This window comes from Aliiroseovarius crassostreae (assembly GCF_025137635.1).
In the GTDB taxonomy this organism is placed as follows: Bacteria; Pseudomonadota; Alphaproteobacteria; order Rhodobacterales; family Rhodobacteraceae; genus Aliiroseovarius; species Aliiroseovarius crassostreae.
On sequence record NZ_CP080772.1, the window covers coordinates 1,742,213 to 1,759,607 of the forward strand.

The 17,395-nt window shown below is 59.0% G+C and carries 16 protein-coding genes; 6 read left to right on the forward strand and 10 right to left on the reverse strand.

The features are described 5' to 3' along the window. Nucleotides 1–14: 14 nt before the first annotated feature. From K3J57_RS08305 to bcoG, 3 genes are all read right to left on the reverse strand, one after another. Nucleotides 15–1,460 (reverse strand): carnitine 3-dehydrogenase, encoded by a 1,446-nt coding sequence (locus K3J57_RS08305; RefSeq protein WP_259795379.1) that lies wholly within the window; start codon nt 1,458–1,460, stop codon nt 15–17. A 21-nt stretch (nt 1,461–1,481) separates the two neighbouring features. Further along, nucleotides 1,482–1,958 (reverse strand): lipocalin family protein, encoded by a 477-nt coding sequence (locus tag K3J57_RS08310; RefSeq protein WP_259795380.1) that lies wholly within the window; start codon nt 1,956–1,958, stop codon nt 1,482–1,484. Between the two features lie 92 nt (nt 1,959–2,050). Continuing rightward, the gene (gene bcoG, locus K3J57_RS08315; protein WP_259790660.1) at nt 2,051–2,968 is read right to left on the reverse strand and encodes a 3-dehydrocarnitine:acetyl-CoA trimethylamine transferase BcoG; all 918 of its coding nucleotides are present in this window, start codon (nt 2,966–2,968) and stop codon (nt 2,051–2,053) included. Nucleotides 2,969–3,040: 72 nt separating this feature from the next. Here bcoG and K3J57_RS08320 point away from each other — a divergent pair, with 72 nt between their 5' ends. Then, entirely contained in the window at nt 3,041–4,015 is a 975-nt protein-coding gene (locus tag K3J57_RS08320; protein WP_259790663.1) for a GlxA family transcriptional regulator, read from the forward strand. A gap of 62 nt (nt 4,016–4,077) precedes the next feature. Here the strand turns inward: K3J57_RS08320 and K3J57_RS08325 are convergent, their stop codons facing one another. Further along, entirely contained in the window at nt 4,078–5,121 is a 1,044-nt protein-coding gene (locus tag K3J57_RS08325; protein ID WP_259783517.1) for an aldo/keto reductase, read from the reverse strand. 33 nt (nt 5,122–5,154) lie between these two features. Beyond that, complete coding sequence (locus K3J57_RS08330) at nt 5,155–5,934, reverse strand: SDR family oxidoreductase (protein WP_259795381.1); 780 nt, start codon at nt 5,932–5,934, stop codon at nt 5,155–5,157. A gap of 216 nt (nt 5,935–6,150) precedes the next feature. On the opposite strand from K3J57_RS08330, the gene K3J57_RS08335 reads away from it, so the two are divergent. Both K3J57_RS08335 and K3J57_RS08340 read left to right on the forward strand, forming a co-directional pair. After that, on the forward strand, nt 6,151–7,182 hold the full coding sequence (locus tag K3J57_RS08335; RefSeq protein WP_259790678.1) for a Hint domain-containing protein: 1,032 nt from the start codon (nt 6,151–6,153) through the stop codon (nt 7,180–7,182). Nucleotides 7,183–7,288: 106 nt separating this feature from the next. Further along, nucleotides 7,289–8,896 carry a peptide chain release factor 3 gene (locus K3J57_RS08340; RefSeq protein ID WP_173486475.1) on the forward strand — a complete coding sequence of 536 codons (1,608 nt, stop codon included), beginning with the start codon at nt 7,289–7,291 and terminating at the stop codon, nt 8,894–8,896. Here the strand turns inward: K3J57_RS08340 and K3J57_RS08345 are convergent. Beyond that, nucleotides 8,893–9,777 (reverse strand): putative phage abortive infection protein, encoded by an 885-nt coding sequence (locus K3J57_RS08345; protein WP_259795382.1) that lies wholly within the window; start codon nt 9,775–9,777, stop codon nt 8,893–8,895. The genes K3J57_RS08340 and K3J57_RS08345 overlap by 4 nt on opposite strands. A gap of 163 nt (nt 9,778–9,940) precedes the next feature. On the opposite strand from K3J57_RS08345, the gene K3J57_RS08350 reads away from it, so the two are divergent. The 3 genes from K3J57_RS08350 (at nt 9,941) to K3J57_RS08360 (ending at nt 12,695) form a co-directional block, all read left to right on the forward strand. After that, on the forward strand, nt 9,941–10,390 hold the full coding sequence (locus K3J57_RS08350) for a hypothetical protein (RefSeq protein ID WP_259790682.1): 450 nt from the start codon (nt 9,941–9,943) through the stop codon (nt 10,388–10,390). 49 nt (nt 10,391–10,439) lie between these two features. Then, complete coding sequence (locus K3J57_RS08355) at nt 10,440–11,048, forward strand: hypothetical protein (protein ID WP_259790685.1); 609 nt, start codon at nt 10,440–10,442, stop codon at nt 11,046–11,048. A gap of 192 nt (nt 11,049–11,240) precedes the next feature. Continuing rightward, the gene (locus tag K3J57_RS08360; protein WP_259790687.1) at nt 11,241–12,695 is read left to right on the forward strand and encodes a DEAD/DEAH box helicase; all 1,455 of its coding nucleotides are present in this window, start codon (nt 11,241–11,243) and stop codon (nt 12,693–12,695) included. Between the two features lie 66 nt (nt 12,696–12,761). Here the strand turns inward: K3J57_RS08360 and K3J57_RS08365 are convergent, their stop codons facing one another. The 4 genes from K3J57_RS08365 to nuoN are packed head-to-tail and all read right to left on the reverse strand — an operon-like array spanning nt 12,762 to nt 17,393. After that, nucleotides 12,762–14,426, reverse strand: coding sequence for a ribonuclease J (locus tag K3J57_RS08365; RefSeq protein ID WP_259790690.1), 1,665 nt, complete (start codon nt 14,424–14,426; stop codon nt 12,762–12,764). Further along, nucleotides 14,423–15,202 (reverse strand): type III pantothenate kinase, encoded by a 780-nt coding sequence (locus K3J57_RS08370; RefSeq protein ID WP_173486481.1) that lies wholly within the window; start codon nt 15,200–15,202, stop codon nt 14,423–14,425. Before K3J57_RS08370 ends, K3J57_RS08365 begins: the two co-directional genes overlap by 4 nt. A gap of 12 nt (nt 15,203–15,214) precedes the next feature. Next, a complete protein-coding gene (locus tag K3J57_RS08375; RefSeq protein ID WP_259790696.1) occupies nt 15,215–15,967 on the reverse strand; it encodes a biotin--[acetyl-CoA-carboxylase] ligase in 753 nt (250 codons plus the stop codon). Further along, nucleotides 15,957–17,393 (reverse strand): NADH-quinone oxidoreductase subunit NuoN, encoded by a 1,437-nt coding sequence (gene nuoN, locus K3J57_RS08380; RefSeq protein WP_259783536.1) that lies wholly within the window; start codon nt 17,391–17,393, stop codon nt 15,957–15,959. The genes K3J57_RS08375 and nuoN overlap by 11 nt, the downstream gene beginning before the upstream one ends. Between the last annotated feature and the right edge of the window lie 2 nt (nt 17,394–17,395).

Below are 17,395 nucleotides of genomic sequence, written 5' to 3' on the forward strand. Positions count from 1 at the left end.
GTGCCTTTAAAAAGCTAGCCTACCTTGATGGACCGCCCCACCCCGTCCGGTGCGGGCAGCTTGGCATGGGCCATCGCGATTTCCACCAGCCGCGCTTCGATATGGTCTGCCGGTGGCGCAGGACGGCGGGTATCGAGACTGACATGCAGGAGCACATGTTCCCCGGTCGCAAGCAGGCGCTCACCTTCATACATGCTGTGGAACAGGTGCATCTTTTTGCCTTTGCCATAGAGGCACCGGGTTTCCACACGGATGCGTTGCCCCAGATGGGCCTCATCAAGATGTCGGATATGGGTTTCGGCGGTGAAATAGCTGCCACCGGTGGCGATATAATCCGCATCACAGCCGATAATTTCCATGAACCGGTCGGTGCCACGCGCAAAGGCATCCAGATAGCGGCTTTCGGTCATGTGGCCGTTATAGTCCAGCCAGTCCACGGGGATCGCGGTGGCCAGTGTGGTGATCGGTCGGGATATGTCGACCTCAGCATGTCCCAGACATTTGTCGACGTCATTCAGAAGGCGCCCTGCCCCCCAATCGCGCCCTTTGAGGGCCCGCATCATGGCCACCAGGTTGTCGTCACGGCTGCGTTCCAGCTCGCGGATCGACATATGGCCGGATTGCGCATCTGACTGGTCCGCAATCAGGTTCACCAGTTCGTCGGTGAATTCCGGCACATCCATCAGCTTGGTCCAGGGCCATTTCAGCGCCGGGCCGAACTGCGCCATGAAATGCTTCATACCCGCTTCGCCACCGGCAACACGGTAGGTTTCAAACAACCCCATCTGCGCCCAGCGCAGACCGAAGCCGAACCGCATGATATCGTCGATCTCTTCGGTGGTTGCGATGCCATCGGACACCAGCCAAAGTGCCTCTCGCCAGACCGCTTCAAGCAGACGATCCGCAACATGCGCGTCGATTTCTTTTTTGATTTCAACCGGTTTCATACCGATTTCGGTCAGGATACCCATTGCCCTTTCCCGGACTTCAGGAGGGTTCGCATCCGTCGGCACCAGTTCCACCACCGGCAAAAGGTAAACCGGGTTGAACGGATGGGCGACCAGAACCTGCCCGGAGCGCGCAAGCCCCTCTTGCAGCTCCGACGGCTTGAAACCCGATGTCGACGACCCTACGATGGTGTCCTCACCGATCGCATCCATCAACGCGCCATAAACCTTCTGTTTCAACTCAAGCTGCTCTGGCACACTTTCCTGAACCCAAATCGCGCCATCCACCGCATCTGCCAAATGCTCGTGAAAGCTGAGCGTCCCTTCGTCGGGCATCATCACATCAGACAGGCCCGGCAGCGCGCGGCGGGCATTGTCCAACACCTCGCCAATCTTGCGCTCGGCCTCGGGATCGGGGTCAAACACCCGCACATCCCATCCCATCAAAAGGAACCGGGCGGCCCATCCGCCACCTATCACGCCCCCGCCAATGATCGCTGCTGTTTTGGTCATGTTCTCTCCCTGCTGGCCGGATCAGTTCATTTTGAGCCGCGCCAGATTGTAGCCATTGAAATCAAATACTTCTCGGGCAGCCTTGACCCGATCCTCACCCCCGGACCGGGCACGATCAAGGATCCAGCCAAAACTGCCCGAAGGGGTGCCGATTGCAGCGGTGCGATACCCTTCGTCGACCCACAGCACCCAATATTCGGTCTGGTAAGGCTTTTCGCCCAGCGTGAACCGCCCCGCCTGGGGCTGGTCCACATCATAAATGTCACTTACCCGGCCTCGCGCGTTGTAAAGCGCGATCTGGCGGACTTCCCCCGCATGCACGCGAAATTCGACCACGCCGTTTTCCGGCATTTCACCCGGGTGGACGAATTCTCCGCGGAACTGCCACTTCCCGGCAAAACGCTCTGCATCGAAACGGGTTGTCGAGCTGATCCTGGTTTTGGTGTCGCGGTGGAATTCCACCGCGACACTGTCCAGACAGGCGGACAGTCCTACCATCGCCAACACAGAAAAAAGGAGCCGTCCAACCGTTCCCACCATTATACCCTCGTCATAGCCTATCCCCCGGACCACCCGGTGGTTCAGCTTCTTCATGCGGCAACCGGGGGACGTTTCACAAGCCCCAGCTTTTTGCGCACCTCTTCAGGGCCGATGACGCGGGCGCCCATGTTGGTGATGATGGTGGCGGCGCGATCGACCAGTTGGGCATTGGTGGCCAGCACGCCTTTTTCCAGCCAGAGGTTGTCTTCGAGCCCGACGCGCACATTGCCCCCGGCCAGCGTGGCCGCCGCCGCATAGGCCATCTGATCACGCCCCAGCGAGAAGGCCGACCAGGTCCAGTCAGAGGGAACATTGTTGACCATCGCGAGGAAGGTGTTCATGTCATTGGGCGCGCCCCACGGCACCCCCATGCACAGCTGCACCAGTGCCGGACTGTCCAGAACCCCTTGTTCTACAAGAGTTTTTGCATGCCACAGATGACCAGTATCAAAGGCTTCGATCTCGGGTTTCACCCCCAGATCGGTCATCATCCGCCCCATGGCTTCCAACATGCCGGGCGTGTTGGTCATCACGTAATCGGCCTCGGCAAAATTCATTGTGCCACAATCAAGGGTGCAGATCTCGGGCAGGCATTCGGCAACATGGGCCATGCGTTCGGTGGCACCGATCATGTCGGTGGCCTCGGGATTGACCGGAAACGGACTTTCGGGATTGCCGAACACGATGTCGCCCCCCATCCCGGCGGTCAGGTTCAGAACCACATCCACCTCGGCGCCACGAATGCGGTCGGTCACTTCGCGGTAAAGCGCGAGGTCGCGCGACGGGGCGCCCGTGTCCGGGTCACGCACATGGCAATGCACAATCGCCGCCCCGGCCTTTGCCGCATCAATTGCAGACGCCGCAATCTGCGCAGGGCTGCGCGGAACATGCGGGCTGCGGTCCTGCGTGCCGCCTGATCCGGTCACAGCAGCGGTGATGAAAACTTCACGGTTCATTTGAAGCGGCATTTGGGCCTCCCTGTTCATTTCCTTCATATTGCGATGCTTGACCGAAGCGAGTTTACATTTAACGATGGAAACATGATGAAAAGCGCAAAAATCTTCCAGACTACGGCCGCCCCCCTTCGCATCGGACTGCTCATTCTCAATGCCGCGAACACCTTATCCCTGGCCGCCGTTGTTGATCCCCTGCGTGCGGCGAACAGGCGTGCCGGACGGGAGCTTTTTCAATGGGGTTGGTTTACGGTCGATGGACAGGCCGCCACACTGACATCCGGCCTCGCGGTCCCCGGTGCCCCGCTGTCGCAAGAGATCGAGATGGATGCGCTCTTTGTGATCGCCGGGTTTGAGCTTGAGCAGCAAGCCACCCCGCATCTCAGCCGCACCCTACGCGGACTCGCCCGCAAAGGAATGACATTGGGGGGGGTGGACGGCGGGCCATGGATCCTGGCGCGCGCCGGTTTGCTTGACAGCTATCGCGCCACAACTCATTGGGAAGATCTGGAAAAGTTCACAGTGCAGTTCCCCGAAATTGATGTCGCAAAAGACAGGTTTGTGGTGGACGGAGATCGCCTGACAACCGGCGGGGCCGGGGCAGCCCTTGACCTGATGCTCCACCTGATCCGCATCCGGCACGGGGATGCCCTGGCCATGCGGGTTGCAGGGGCGTTGATCTACGAACCCGCCTCTTCAGATACGCGTCCACAGAGCGTCACCTCCCCTGCGCGTCTCAGCGCGCGGGCCCCGAAAGTGGCGCAGGCGATCCGTTTGATGGAGGAGCATCTGGAGGATCCTCTGCCGATACGGGCGCTTGCACGTCAACTTGGGCTCAGCCCCCGCAGTTTGGAAACCCGTTTCAAATCTGCCCTTGGCACCTCTCCCGGCGCTTACTTCCTGACCCTGCGCCTGGATGAAGCGCGCCGGCTGGCAACCGACACGGCGCTGCCGGTAAATGAGATTGCGTTGCGAACCGGGTTCGGATCATCCGCCAGTTTTGCACGCGCCTTCAAATTGGCCCATGGCCAAAGCGTAAGCCACCTGCGGGGCCGCAGATGACTTTTTCTTGTTAAAAATATCCCCGCCGGAGGCCTCCGACGCAGCCACATGCGAAGCGTGAATTAAAACGGGAACGGATGCGCCCGGTGGGCCAGATCAATATCTGCCATCACCTCCTCCGACAGCACCAGATCCTTGCCCGCCAGAATGCGTGACAGCTGATCCGTGTTCGACGCGCCAAAGATGGTGGAGCCGATGAAGGGGCGTGACATGACAAAAGCCAGCGACATCTGCACAACGTCAAGCCCGTGCTTTTTGGCCACCGCCTGATAGGCCTCCACTGCTTCGAACGCGCGCGCGGTCTTGCGCCCGCCCAGTTCCGGATAGACCTGCATACGCGACCCTTCCGGGATGGCGCCATGCTGGTATTTCCCGGTCAACAGCCCGGTGGCGAGGGGGGAATAGGACAGGATCCGCACGTCTTCATTATGGCACAGTTCCGCAAGGTCCGTGTCGGCCTGACGATACATCAGGCTGTATTCGTTCTGGATCGACACCACCTCGGGCGCCCCCATCTCACGCGCCAGTCGTAGCCATTGCATTGTGCCCCAGGCGCTTTCATTCGACAGGGCGAAATGGCGCACCTTGCCAGCCTTGACCGCCGCCGTCATCGCCACAAGCACCTCGCGCATATGCGCCTCGGTTGCAACCGGATCCTGTCCGGTGGGATCATAGGTCCAGTTCTGGCGAAACGCATAGCTGCCCCGGTCCGGCCAGTGCAACTGGTAGATGTCGATATAATCCGTGCCCAGCTTGCGTAGGCTGTCATCAATTGCGCCGGGAATGATCGCGCCGTCAAATCCGCGCCCTTCGCGGATAAAGCCCCCGTTTACCCCGGACACTTTGGTGGCAATCACCACCTGCTCACGCCGCTTCGACCGCGCCAGCCAGGACCCGATCACCCTCTCGGATTTGCCGCAGTTTTCGGCCCGGATCGGGTTTACCGGATACATTTCAGCCGTATCGATGAAGTTGCCACCATGATCGAGGAACATGTCAATCTGGTCATGCCCCTCAGCTTCTGTATTGGTGCTGCCCCATGTCATTGACCCGAGGCAGAGCGTGCTGACCTCCAACGCGCCCCGTGCAAGGCTGTTCATCTTCATGACAATTCTCTCCTGTTGCGCTGTCTTTTCGGGTCAGATCGTGGCATTCACACCGCCGCCATCCAGCAGCACATTTTGCCCCACGATGAAACCTGCGTGCTGAGAACAGAGAAAGGCACAGGTCGCGCCAAATTCCTCAACCGTTCCATAGCGGTTGGCGGGGATCGTGGCCATACGCGCGGTGCGGGCTTCCTCCATCGTGATCCCCTGTTGGGCCACGACGCCACCGTCCAGCGCCACCGCCCGGTCGGTATCATGAATGCCGGGAAGCAGATTGTTGATCGTCACCCCACTTGCCGCCACCTGCCTGGCGGTGCCCGCAACAAAACCGGTCAACCCGGTGCGCGCGGTATTGGACAGACCAAGCACCGGGATCGGCGCCTTCACCGATTGCGACGTGATGTTCACCACCCGGCCCCAGCCCCGCTCCATCATGCCCGGAACCAACGCCTGCATCAGGGCCACGGGGGTGAGCATATTGGCATCAATGGCGGCGATAAAATCCTCCCGCCCCCAATCCTGCCACATCCCCGGCGGCGGCCCCCCCGCATTGGTAACAAGAATGTCGACCGCATCCGCGGCCTCCAAAACGGCCGCCCGCCCCTCTTCGGTGGTGACATCAGCAGCAACCGTGGTGATCGTCACGCCGGTCTCGACACGCAGCGCCTCAGCGGCCGCTTCCAGCACTTCGGATGAGCGCGCATTCATCACCACATCAACGCCTTCGCGCGCCAGCGCCTGCGCGCACCCGAACCCCAATCCCTTGGAGGAGGCACATACGAGGGCTTTCTTGCCAGAAATTCCCAGATCCATATCAATTCTCCCTATTTGCCCCAGCCCTAACACTCCGGTTCGATCTGGGAAAGAGAGGACGCGGCCAGAGTGTTTACAGTTTGTTGACCAATTAGCCCCAATTCCGGGCCCGGACAGAATTGACCCAATCCTGCATTCATTCTAGAATTTCAGATCGACCCAACCGCAACAACACAACCGCGACAGGGACTTACAGAATTTATTTCAGGTTGAAACATGTCCAGCTTTGCCGCCCTCGAACACGCAGACTTGCCGTCATTGACACTCCCTGTGCATGACGCAGGTGATTTTCGTGTCGTGCAGGGGGTGAATGAAGGGGACGCTCTGGGCGATGCGTCAGAGCTGCTCTTGGAAGATGATTATGCGCTGATCACCCCTCGCACCTCGCTTCTGTCCATGACCATTCCCGACCATGACGGGCCGCTATGTATCGCTGAAGGATCAGAAATCGGCACGCCGGGGGCGCCCGTATTTCTGGACTGCGTGCTGACCTTCATGCCCCCCCATGGAGAGACCCTGGAAGCGATTGTTCTGGTCGAAACCACGCCGGACAGGACCCGCATCGCCGCCATTTATCTCTACCCGCTGACACCAATGCGCTCCGGGGTTCAATATACGCTGGTGACGATCAACACCGAAAATCCCCGCGCCCGACTGGCACAGACCGCTTCTGTTTCGTTCACCCGTGGCACACGGATCACGCTGGCGGACGGGCGGCAGGCACCGATCGAAACTCTCGCCCCTGGCGACCGGATCCTTACCCGTGACAGTGGCCCGCAACCCATTCGCTGGATCGGTCAGCAGACGGTGCGCGCCACCGGGGCCTTTGCACCGATCACCATCGCGGCAGGGGCGTTGAACAACGAAGCAGAGCTGACCCTCAGCCCGAGCCACCGATTATTCATCTACCAACGCGTTGACGCCCTGAAAGCGGGACAGAAAGAGGTGCTGGTGCGCGCGCGTGATCTGGTGGGCGGCCCGGATGTGACCCGCAGCGAAGGCGGCTTTGTCGATTATTTCCAACTGCTCTTCGATAAGCACGAAATCATCTATGCCGAAGGGATCCCCGCCGAAAGCCTGTTTGTCGACCAGATCAACAGCCTGGCCCTGCCCGAGGGTCTTGCCCCTCACGCCCAGGGAACCCATGCCCGAGAGCTGGGTAAGGATGCGCTGGTGCAATGTGCAAAACCTGACAACGCACTTGGCACATTACGAGCGGTCAAGGGCGCAGGTCCCCGCAGGCTTTGACGGGATCCGGTTTCCCCTGCCGTTTGGGCAAATCAGATCATGACACCCGCCATGACAGGTTGCGCGCCCCATTGCACCCGTGACCTTGCACGGCTATAGCGACATCATGTTGGATACGCACACAAACCGCCCCGAATTGCCGCCCGAAATTGCGCGCCGCCGGACCTTTGCGATCATTTCGCACCCGGATGCGGGCAAAACCACGCTGACGGAAAAGTTCCTCCTTTATGGTGGCGCCATTCAGATGGCTGGGCAGGTGCGCGCCAAGGGGGAAGCGCGGCGCACGCGCTCAGACTTCATGCAGATGGAAAAAGACCGGGGCATCTCGGTCTCGGCCTCGGCAATGTCCTTTGATTTCAGAAACTTCCGTTTCAATCTGGTGGACACGCCCGGTCACTCCGATTTCTCGGAAGATACCTATCGCACGCTGACCGCGGTGGATGCGGCCGTCATGGTGATCGATGGCGCGAAAGGTGTGGAAAGCCAGACCCAGAAACTGTTTGAGGTCTGCCGCCTGCGGGACCTGCCGATCCTGACCTTCTGTAACAAGATGGACCGCGAAAGCCGCGACACGTTTGAGATCATCGACGAAATTCAGGAAATGCTGGCGATCGACGTCACCCCTGCCTCCTGGCCGATCGGCATGGGCCGTGACTTCATGGGCTGTTACGATCTGCTGAATGACCGGCTGGAACTGATGGACCGGGCCGACCGAAACGTGGTGGCGGAAACGATCCAGATCTCAGGTCTGGACGATCCGAAGCTCGCGGAACATGTGCCAGCCCATCTTTTGGAACAGTTCCTTGAAGAGGTGGAAATGGCGAAGGAGCTTTTGCCTGCGCTGGATCCGCAATCGGTTCTGGAAGGGCATATGACGCCGATTTGGTTTGGTTCCGCGATCAACTCTTTCGGCGTGCAGGAACTGATGAACGGCATTGCCGATTTCGGCCCCGAGCCGCAGCCGCAACAGGCCGAACCGCGCCAGATTTGCCCTGATGAGAAAAAAGTCGCGGGCTTTGTCTTCAAAGTGCAGGCAAATATGGACCCGAAACACCGCGACCGTGTGGCCTTTGTCCGGCTCGCCTCGGGGCATTTCAAACGGGGTATGAAGCTTACCCATGTGCGGTCGAAAAAGCCGATGGCCATTTCGAACCCGGTGCTATTTCTGGCCTCGGACCGTGAGCTTGCGGAAGAGGCCTGGGCGGGGGATATCATCGGCATTCCCAACCACGGACAGCTGCGCATTGGCGACACGCTGACCGAAGGGGAAATGCTGCGCGCCACCGGCATCCCAAGCTTTGCGCCGGAACTTTTGCAAGGCGTGCGCGCGGGTGATCCGATGAAGGCCAAGCACCTTGAAAAAGCCCTGATGCAATTCGCCGAAGAGGGCGCAGCCAAGGTGTTCAAACCGCATATCGGTTCGGGCTTTATCGTGGGTGTTGTGGGGGCGCTGCAATTCGAAGTGCTCGCCTCGCGGATCGAGATGGAATACGGGCTGCCGGTGCGCTTTGAACCATCGCAATTCACCTCGGCCCGCTGGGTGTCTGGGGCGAAGGATGTGGTGGAGCGACTGATCAACACCAACAAGCAACATATCGCGCATGATCATGACGGAGATCCCGTTTTTCTGACACGTCTTCAATGGGATATCGACCGTGTTGAACGTGATTTTGAAGGCGTGAAACTGACCGCCACCAAGGAAATGATGGTTTAGACTGCTTTCTTTCCGAACTCAGACCGGAAAAGATCCCACGCCTTGACGTGGGTCTTTTTCGTTTCGGGCAAGAGATAGCGGAAGAGGTGATATTTATAGGCCAACATGCCCAGCCCTCTCCCTTTTGCACCAACGCAATTGTAAAGCAGCACCACCATTTCATCGTCCACAAGATGAGCACGGATCAGGCGGACATAGGATTTCTTGTCCGCGTCAGCGAGGTTGGCGTTGTCGACAAAGGCAATCAGGTTGTAGAGCAGCATGAAGTAGGTTTGGAGTTCTACGGGGAAACGATTATACACTTCCGCCGCGTCGGGCGCGACGATCCTCACACTACTTCCATTCGATTGTTGGCCCCATTCCCCAATTGCATCATGAAATTCATGAAAGTTGGCTCGCCCTTGCCGACCAATCGACGTAGGAAGTTGAGACGCAATCTCCCCCACACGATCATTCCACAGCTTCAACATCTGGAAAAACGTGCCCTCAAAGGCCTGCTTCGCCATCACCGCTTGTTGCTGCTCCAATGTTTCCCGGCTGGCCTCCATCTCTGCCCGCTGAGCCATCATCTCATTGACCTGAAGCTGAAGCGCCTCGGAGGACAGGGACAGCTCTTTGGTCTGCTGCTCAACACTATCGCGTGTCAGGACCAATTCCTCGCTCTGCTTGGCCAGCGCCTCACGCTGCATTACTAGGGTGCCAATCAACCCAGCAAAGGCCAGGCCAGAGAACAACGCACCGACTCCGCCGAACAGGTCACCATATTCACCCGCACTCGCGGGCCAATCTCCATGAACCACCCAAACAACAATCGGAGCGGCGCCCCAGATCAAAAGAACAATAAGAAAGACAAGGATTTGCTTTGATCGGGACAGGAACATTTTTCACATTTACTTTATTCAGAGATGCCCTCCGAATAAGAGATTTTACTCACAATTAAAAGTTGAAATGACATCAATCCGCCACGACAAAAAGAGTATGTGACAAGCAAGAGACGCCGGGATAATCTGCACGCAATTCTCGTGTCTGATAAGGGAGTATCCTATGAAAACCAGTCCCCTCGCCTTTGCCGCTGTTTTCGGCACCGTTGCACCGGGTTTTGTTCAGGCAGAGACATCGGTGGATCTGGATATCTGGCGCGTCTTGTCAGAAATCCAGATTGAGGAAATCGTTTCTGAAACCAGCTATGAAGTACGCAAGACCTTCCCGAAGGACATGGACGCGGATCTGGAAGGGGTTGAAATCACAGGTTACGCCGTGGCCATGCTGCCGGGTGGAGAAATTCATGATCTGATCCTGACGTCCGACACCGGAAACTGCCCGCTTTGCGGTGGATTTGGCCACAATGCCACGCTGCAGGTGACGCTGGACACTCCGTTGATGGGATTTGATGACGGGGCCCGGATCACCGTCTCAGGCACGCTGAGCCGCGTGGAAGACAGCGACACCTGGCAAGCCGCCAAATTGACCGGGGCGCGCATCGTCAAGCTTTGACCGGGGGGCTGTGATGGTGCAAAACCGTCCGCCCCTCCCCCCATCCCCCATGCAGAACCGTGTCCTGCCCACAGGAGAGATTGTCGCTCATCCTGCCCGTGGGATGTTTACCGGTAACCGGGGTATTTTGCCGTTTGACAAGGGGCGACTTGGCACCTCGCGCTGGAAACATCCCCATTGGATCATCTGCACTCTGACCCATCCCAGGGGAAAATATCACGGCCCCCAGCCCGACCACGCATGGACGCCGCTGTTTTTCCTGGATGAGGCGGTCGCATTGTCTGCCGGGCATCGCCCTTGTGCCTATTGCCGCCCGGCCGCCTATCGCCGGTATAAATCCCTTTGGCAATCGGCATTTGGGACCGCATCGCACACAAAGATAGACAAGGCATTGCACGCAGCGCGTGTCACCCGCCGGCGGCAACAGGTCCGGCATGAGGCCTCCCTCTCCCACCTGCCAGATGGCGCATTTGTCAGATTTGGAGATCAGCCCCACCTCCTGTCCGGGAAATGGCTGCTTCCCTTCTCTCCTTCGGGATACGGACCACCTGTTCCCCGCCCCAACCACCAAGTTCAGGTGCTGACACCGCGCCCCAGCTTGCAGATCCTCGCCCTGGGCTATGCTCCGAAACGACATGAAAGCGGCCATTTGGCTTAGAAATGTAGCAACAATCGCAAGATATTGCGGGAATCGTCCATATTTCCGGGGAACGCGTTGACCATGGACGGATTTTTCTTTACCCCTTCCTCATCCGAGAGGGCGCGCTGAAAAATGCCAGGCGCGTCACGGCCATCCGGGCCTCCTTTCCTAGATGCACGGGCCAGAAGTGTCCGTGAAATATGGACATATATGACCAAATTTTCTGATCTGAAACTCAGCCCCAAGGTTTTGAAAGCCATTGATGAAGCTGGGTATGAAACCCCGACCCCTATTCAGGCTGGCGCGATTCCCCCTGCTCTTGAAGGGCGCGATGTGCTGGGCATTGCCCAGACCGGCACCGGCAAGACCGCTTCCTTCACCCTGCCCATGATCACCGCCCTTGCGCGTGGCCGGGCCCGGGCAAGGATGCCCCGTTCGCTGGTGCTTTGCCCCACGCGCGAACTGGCAGCACAGGTGGCGGAGAACTTTGACATTTACGCCAAGAACGTGAAACTGACCAAGGCGCTTTTGATCGGCGGCGTCAGTTTCAAGGAACAAGATGCCCTGATCGACCGGGGTGTTGATGTGCTGATTGCCACGCCCGGCCGCCTGCTTGACCATTTCGAACGCGGCAAGCTGCTGCTCACTGGCGTGCAGATCATGGTGGTGGACGAAGCCGACCGGATGCTCGACATGGGGTTCATTCCCGATATCGAACGCATCTTCGGCCTCACCCCATTCACCCGCCAGACCCTGTTCTTCTCGGCCACAATGGCGCCTGAGATCGAGCGGATCACCAATACGTTCCTGTCAAATCCCGAGCGGATCGAAGTGGCCCGTCAGGCCACCACGTCGGAAACGATCACGCAGGAGCTTTGCATGTTCAAAGCGACCCGCAAGGATCGCGCCGCCTCTCAGAAACGCAAACTGCTGCGGGCGCTGATTGATCGCGAGGGCGAGGCCTGCACCAACGCGATCATCTTCTGCAACCGCAAGACCGATGTGGATATCTGCGCGAAGTCGCTGAAGAAATACGGCTACAACGCCGCTCCAATCCATGGGGATCTGGAACAATCCAAACGGATGGAAGTTCTGGACGGGTTCCGCGCTGGCACATTGAATTTCCTCTGTGCCTCTGATGTGGCGGCACGTGGGCTGGACATTCCCAATGTCAGCCATGTGTTCAATTACGACGTACCGGGCCATGCAGAGGACTATGTCCACCGAATTGGGCGCACCGGACGTGCCGGACGTAGCGGCAAGGCAATCATGATCTGCGAACCCCGCGATGAAAAGAACCTCGATGCGGTGGAACGTCTGATCGAAAAGGAAATACCACGGATCGAGAACCCGGTGCCGCCGGAAGAGCGTAAATCGCGCTCACGCAAGGCCACGGATAAGAAAACGGACAGCGCGTCGAAAAGCGAAAGCAAATCATCAAAACCTTCCGCCAGCAGCTCCGCACGCAGCAGCAAAGACAGCCCTGCTTCGACCGCCCCGTCGGCTCCTGCCCCCAAGCAAAGCGAGCGTTACCAAAGTGAGAGCCGCAGCTCTTCGCGCGGGCGCAGCAATTCCAGCCGTCGTGACAATGGCAGGATCATGGGAATGGGGGATCATACCCCCGACTTCATCGCCAAGAGCTTTGATGAGCGGCGTGAAGGATAAAGCCCTCTGAACAAAACAAAAAAGGCGAGCCTGGTGGCTCGCCTTTTTTCGTTCTGACGCCGTGCCTTATCCTTCGAGACGACTGACCACAACGGTAACCTCTGGCTTGCGGCCGATTTCATCATTGGTGGTTTTGCGGGCGATGCGTTTGAGCTCTTCACCCAGCTTGTCGTCATCGCGCAGGGTCTTGTCCCCAGCCCGCATCAGGAACTGGCCAAGGTCTTCTTCCAGAACATCCACCAGTGGCGCGCGGGAATGGCCCAGTTCGGGCAGGCCCATGATCTCAACCCAGGGTTCCCCCAGCGGTTCATCATTCTCGACAATCACATTCACGATCACATGGCCATTCAGCGCAAGCCGGATCCGATCACGGACGACCCCATCCAGCGCGCCGATCAGGATATCCCCATCCAGATAGATCCGATCTGCTTCGACATGTTCCACCACATGGGGCGCGTCGCCGGTCAGATCACAAACGGCGCCATTCACGACAACCATCGCGCTACGCCCATTTTCCTGCGCCAGCTTGGCATGTTCGCGCAGATGACGGTGCTCGCCATGCATCGGGATCACCATCTGCGGGTCAAAAATCTCATGGGTGCGCAGCAGGTCCGGACGGTTGGCATGGCCCGAGACGTGATAGAGATCGCTTTCGGCGATCACGTCCACGGCCATTTCCGAAAAGGCGTTCATGATCCGACCCACGCCGCGTTCATTGCCCGGAATGGTCTTGGAAGAGAACAGGAACATGTCCCCTTCCTTCAGCAACATGCCCAGATATTTGCCCCGTGAAAGCTGGGCCGAGGCCGCACGGCGCTCGCCCTGACTGCCGGTGACAATCAACATCAGGTTTTCACGCGGGATATCGCGGGCATCCTCGGCGGTCACGGTTTTCGGGAAATCGCCAAGCACACCGGTTTCGACCCCGGCCTGGATCATCCGGCGCATCGCACGACCAAGCAGGCAGACCGAGCGACCTGCGGCCGCGCCCGCTTCGGCCAGCTGTTTCACACGCGCGACATTTGAGGCGAAGGTCGTGGCCACAACCATATGCGGCGCGTCTTTGACGAGGTCACGCAACGGCGCGCCGACCGAGGCTTCGGTGCGGCCTTCGTGGTGCGAAAACACATTGGTGGAGTCACATACAAGCGCCTTGACGCCGGGCTTTGCAACTTCGCGCCACAGCTCTTCGTCAAACGGATCCCCCAGCACCGGGGTCGGATCCAGTTTGAAATCCCCCGTATGCACGACACGGCCAGCAGGCGTATCAATCACCAGGCCCGAGCTTTCCGGGATCGAGTGCGAAAGCGGCAGGAACGACACTTTGAACGGCCCGGCCTCGATCACCTGCGGATAGACACCCGCCGCGATCACCACTTCTGGCACCTGCCCCGCTTCTTCCAGCTTGCGCTGAGCGTGATGACGGGTGAAGGGGCGGGCATGGATGGGCGCCTTGAGTTTTGAGTAGAGCCGCCCAACCGCACCCACGTGGTCCTCATGGGCATGGGTGATGAAAATCGCGTCCAGCCGATCGGCATTGGCCTCAAGCCAGCTCACATCCGGCATGATCAGGTTCACCCCCGGCGTGCTGTCCATATCCGGGAAGGTCACCCCCAGATCGACAAGGATCAGACGTTCCTTACCGGGTTTGCCATAGCCATAGACATAGGCATTCATGCCGATCTCGCCGGCGCCTCCGAGCGGGAGATAGATCAGGCGATCACTGGTCATATATTGCCCTGTTCCTTGTTGTAGTCATAGATTTTAACCAACCCGTGCAGGGTCAGGTCATGTTCGATAAAGTCGTAAAGCTCAGCCCCTTGGGCAAAGAGGGACGACAGCCCACCGGTGCCAATCACCTTCATCGGTTTGCCATATTCCACTTTCACCCGGCCGATCAACCCCTGCACAAGCCCCACATAGCCCCAGAAGATCCCGGACTGAATGCAGCCGACCGTATTGGTGCCGATCACCTTGTCGGGCTGGGTTACATCCACATGAGGAAGTGCCGCCGCCCCCTGGTGCAGGGCCTCAAGTGACAGGTTCACCCCCGGCGCAATCACCCCGCCAATATAGGCCCCATCCTCGGCCACCACATCAATATTGGTGGCGGTGCCAAAATCCACCACCATGCAGTTGCCACCATGACGGTCAAACGCAGCCACGGCATTTGCGAGCCGATCCGGGCCGGGCACCGCGCCTTCGTCCACCCGAGGCGGGATCGGAAGCAGGCAATCGGGTTTGCCCACCACAAGCGGGCGGCAACCGAAAAAACGGTCCGCAAAGACACGCAGGTTCCACACAACCCGCGGCACGGTTGAGCTGATCACCACCCCGGTGATGTCCGGCTTGATGCCGTAATGGCTCATCAGTGTGGAAAACCAGGTAAAATAGGCATCCGCCGTGCGCGAATGATGGGTCGAGGTCCTGAGCGTGCACAGAAACTGTTCGCCGTCCCAAATCGAGAACACCGTATTCGTATTGCCGGTATCAATGGCCAGAAGCATGTTCTGTCCCCCTCAAAAGAAAATCTCGGCTGCGGGGATCACCTCGCGCCCTGTCGCGGTAGATAGAACAAGGTTGCCCTCTCCGTCCACCGTGTCAAATCGCCCCTGGTATTCATGCTGCATCGTGCGCGCGGTGATCACCTCCCCCAGTTTGGCCGCCCGCGCCAGCCAGGCTTCGCGGATCGGTTCAAAACCGTAGGTGCTGAACTGGGTTTCGTAATGGGCATAGGAGGGTGCCAGAAGGTCCAAGAACGCCTCTGGATCAAGTTGAACACCGGTTTCCCCCGCAAGGCTGACCGGTGCAACGGCGCCGGGTTCGACCATCGCACTGCCCGGCGCGTCGATCAGGTTGACACCGATCCCGATGGCCAGATGAGCCTGCCCGGTGCCATAGCCACCGCTTTCCAGCAGGATCCCGGCCACCTTGCCACCATTCAGCAGCACGTCATTTGGCCATTTGAGCGTCAGACCGGAGGTGCGCCCAGTGGCCTGTGCAAACGCATCGTAAAGCGCAAGCGAGGCCACAAAACTGCGCAGTGCCACCAGATTGGGGGGCTCGTTAGGGCACATCACCAGCGTAGCGGCAAAATGCCCCTTTGGCGCCACCCAGGCCCGGCCACGGCGGCCCCGGCCTTTGGTCTGTTCAAGTGCAAGGATCCATGTCGGACCAAGAAGACCCGGCGCAATGCGCCGGGCCTCTTCATTTGTGCTGTCGACCGAGGTCAGAACCCGCCGACCAAAGCCGTCGGGCCACTTATTTGACAAGAGCCGCCGCGGCAGCCTGTGCCGCCCCTTCGATGCCGAAGAAGTTCACAAAACCCACCAGCACGATCACAGCCGAGGCCATCAGGGCCGTCCAGGCGGCGGGCGACATGTTCACTTCCACGCCTTCGTTTTCATCGCCAAAATACATGAAGTAGACGATCCGCAGGTAATAGAAGGCACCAATAACAGAGGCGATCACCGCAGCCACGGCAAGCCAGGTCATCCCTGCATTCACCGCTGCAATCAGCACACCCAGCTTGGCAAAGAAGCCGAGCATCGGCGGCACACCTGCAAGGCTGAACATCAGGATCAGCATGGCCAGCGCCTTGGCTTTGTCGACCGATGCGAACTGGTGCAGCGCGGCAATGTCAGTGACCGGCTGACCGTCCCGCTCCATCGACATGATGAAGGCGAAGGTGCCGACATTCATGGCCACGTAAACGGCCATATATTGCAGCATCATCTGCACCCCGTACTCGCTCCCCGAGGCCAGACCCAACAGGGCAAACCCCATATGAGCGATCGACGAATAGGCCATCAGGCGCTTGATATTGCGCTGCCCGATTGCGGCAAAGGCACCGAGGAACATGGAGAGCACGGCCAGAAGGGCAATGATCTGCTGCCAATCGCCAATCGCCGACCCGAACGCGTCGAACATCACGCGGGCAAACAGGCCCATGGCGGCGAATTTCGGTGCGGTTGCAAAGAAGGCGGTGACAGGTGTCGGCGCCCCTTCGTAAACATCCGGGGTCCACATATGGAACGGAACTGCCGAGACTTTGAACGCAAGGCCGGTTGCGATGAACACGAGGCCCACCAGCAGGCCAAGCCCCACATGACCGTCATTTGCGGCGGTAATGATGCCCGCAAAATCAGTGGTGCCAGCATAGCCATAAGCCAGCGAGGAACCGTAAAGCAGCAGGCCAGACGACAGGGCACCCAGCACGAAATACTTCATACCGGCTTCGGTCGATTTGGCGCTGTCGCGGTTCAGCGAGGCCACCACATAGAGGGCAAGCGATTGCAGCTCCAGCCCCATGTAAAGCGACATGAGGTTGCCGGCTGACACCATCATCATCATGCCGACGGTCGAAAGGGCAACCAGAATGGGGTATTCGAATTTCAGCAATCCACGGCGCGACATGGTCGCTTCGCCCACCACCAAAACAGCTGCCGCAGCAAGCAGGATCGCAATTTTGCCAAACCGTGCATAGGCATCGTCGATGAACATGCCGTTGAAGGCCGAACTGGCCCCCTCACCGCCTGCAATGATCACCGCGAGGGCAACCATGACGCCAGCGGTGACCCAGGTCAGCAGCTTGGCCATCGTATCTTTGCCGGTATAGACCGCGCCCAGAAGGGCGGCCATGGCATAGACCGACAGCAGGATCTCGGGAAGAACCGTTTGAATGTCGACAGAGCTCATAA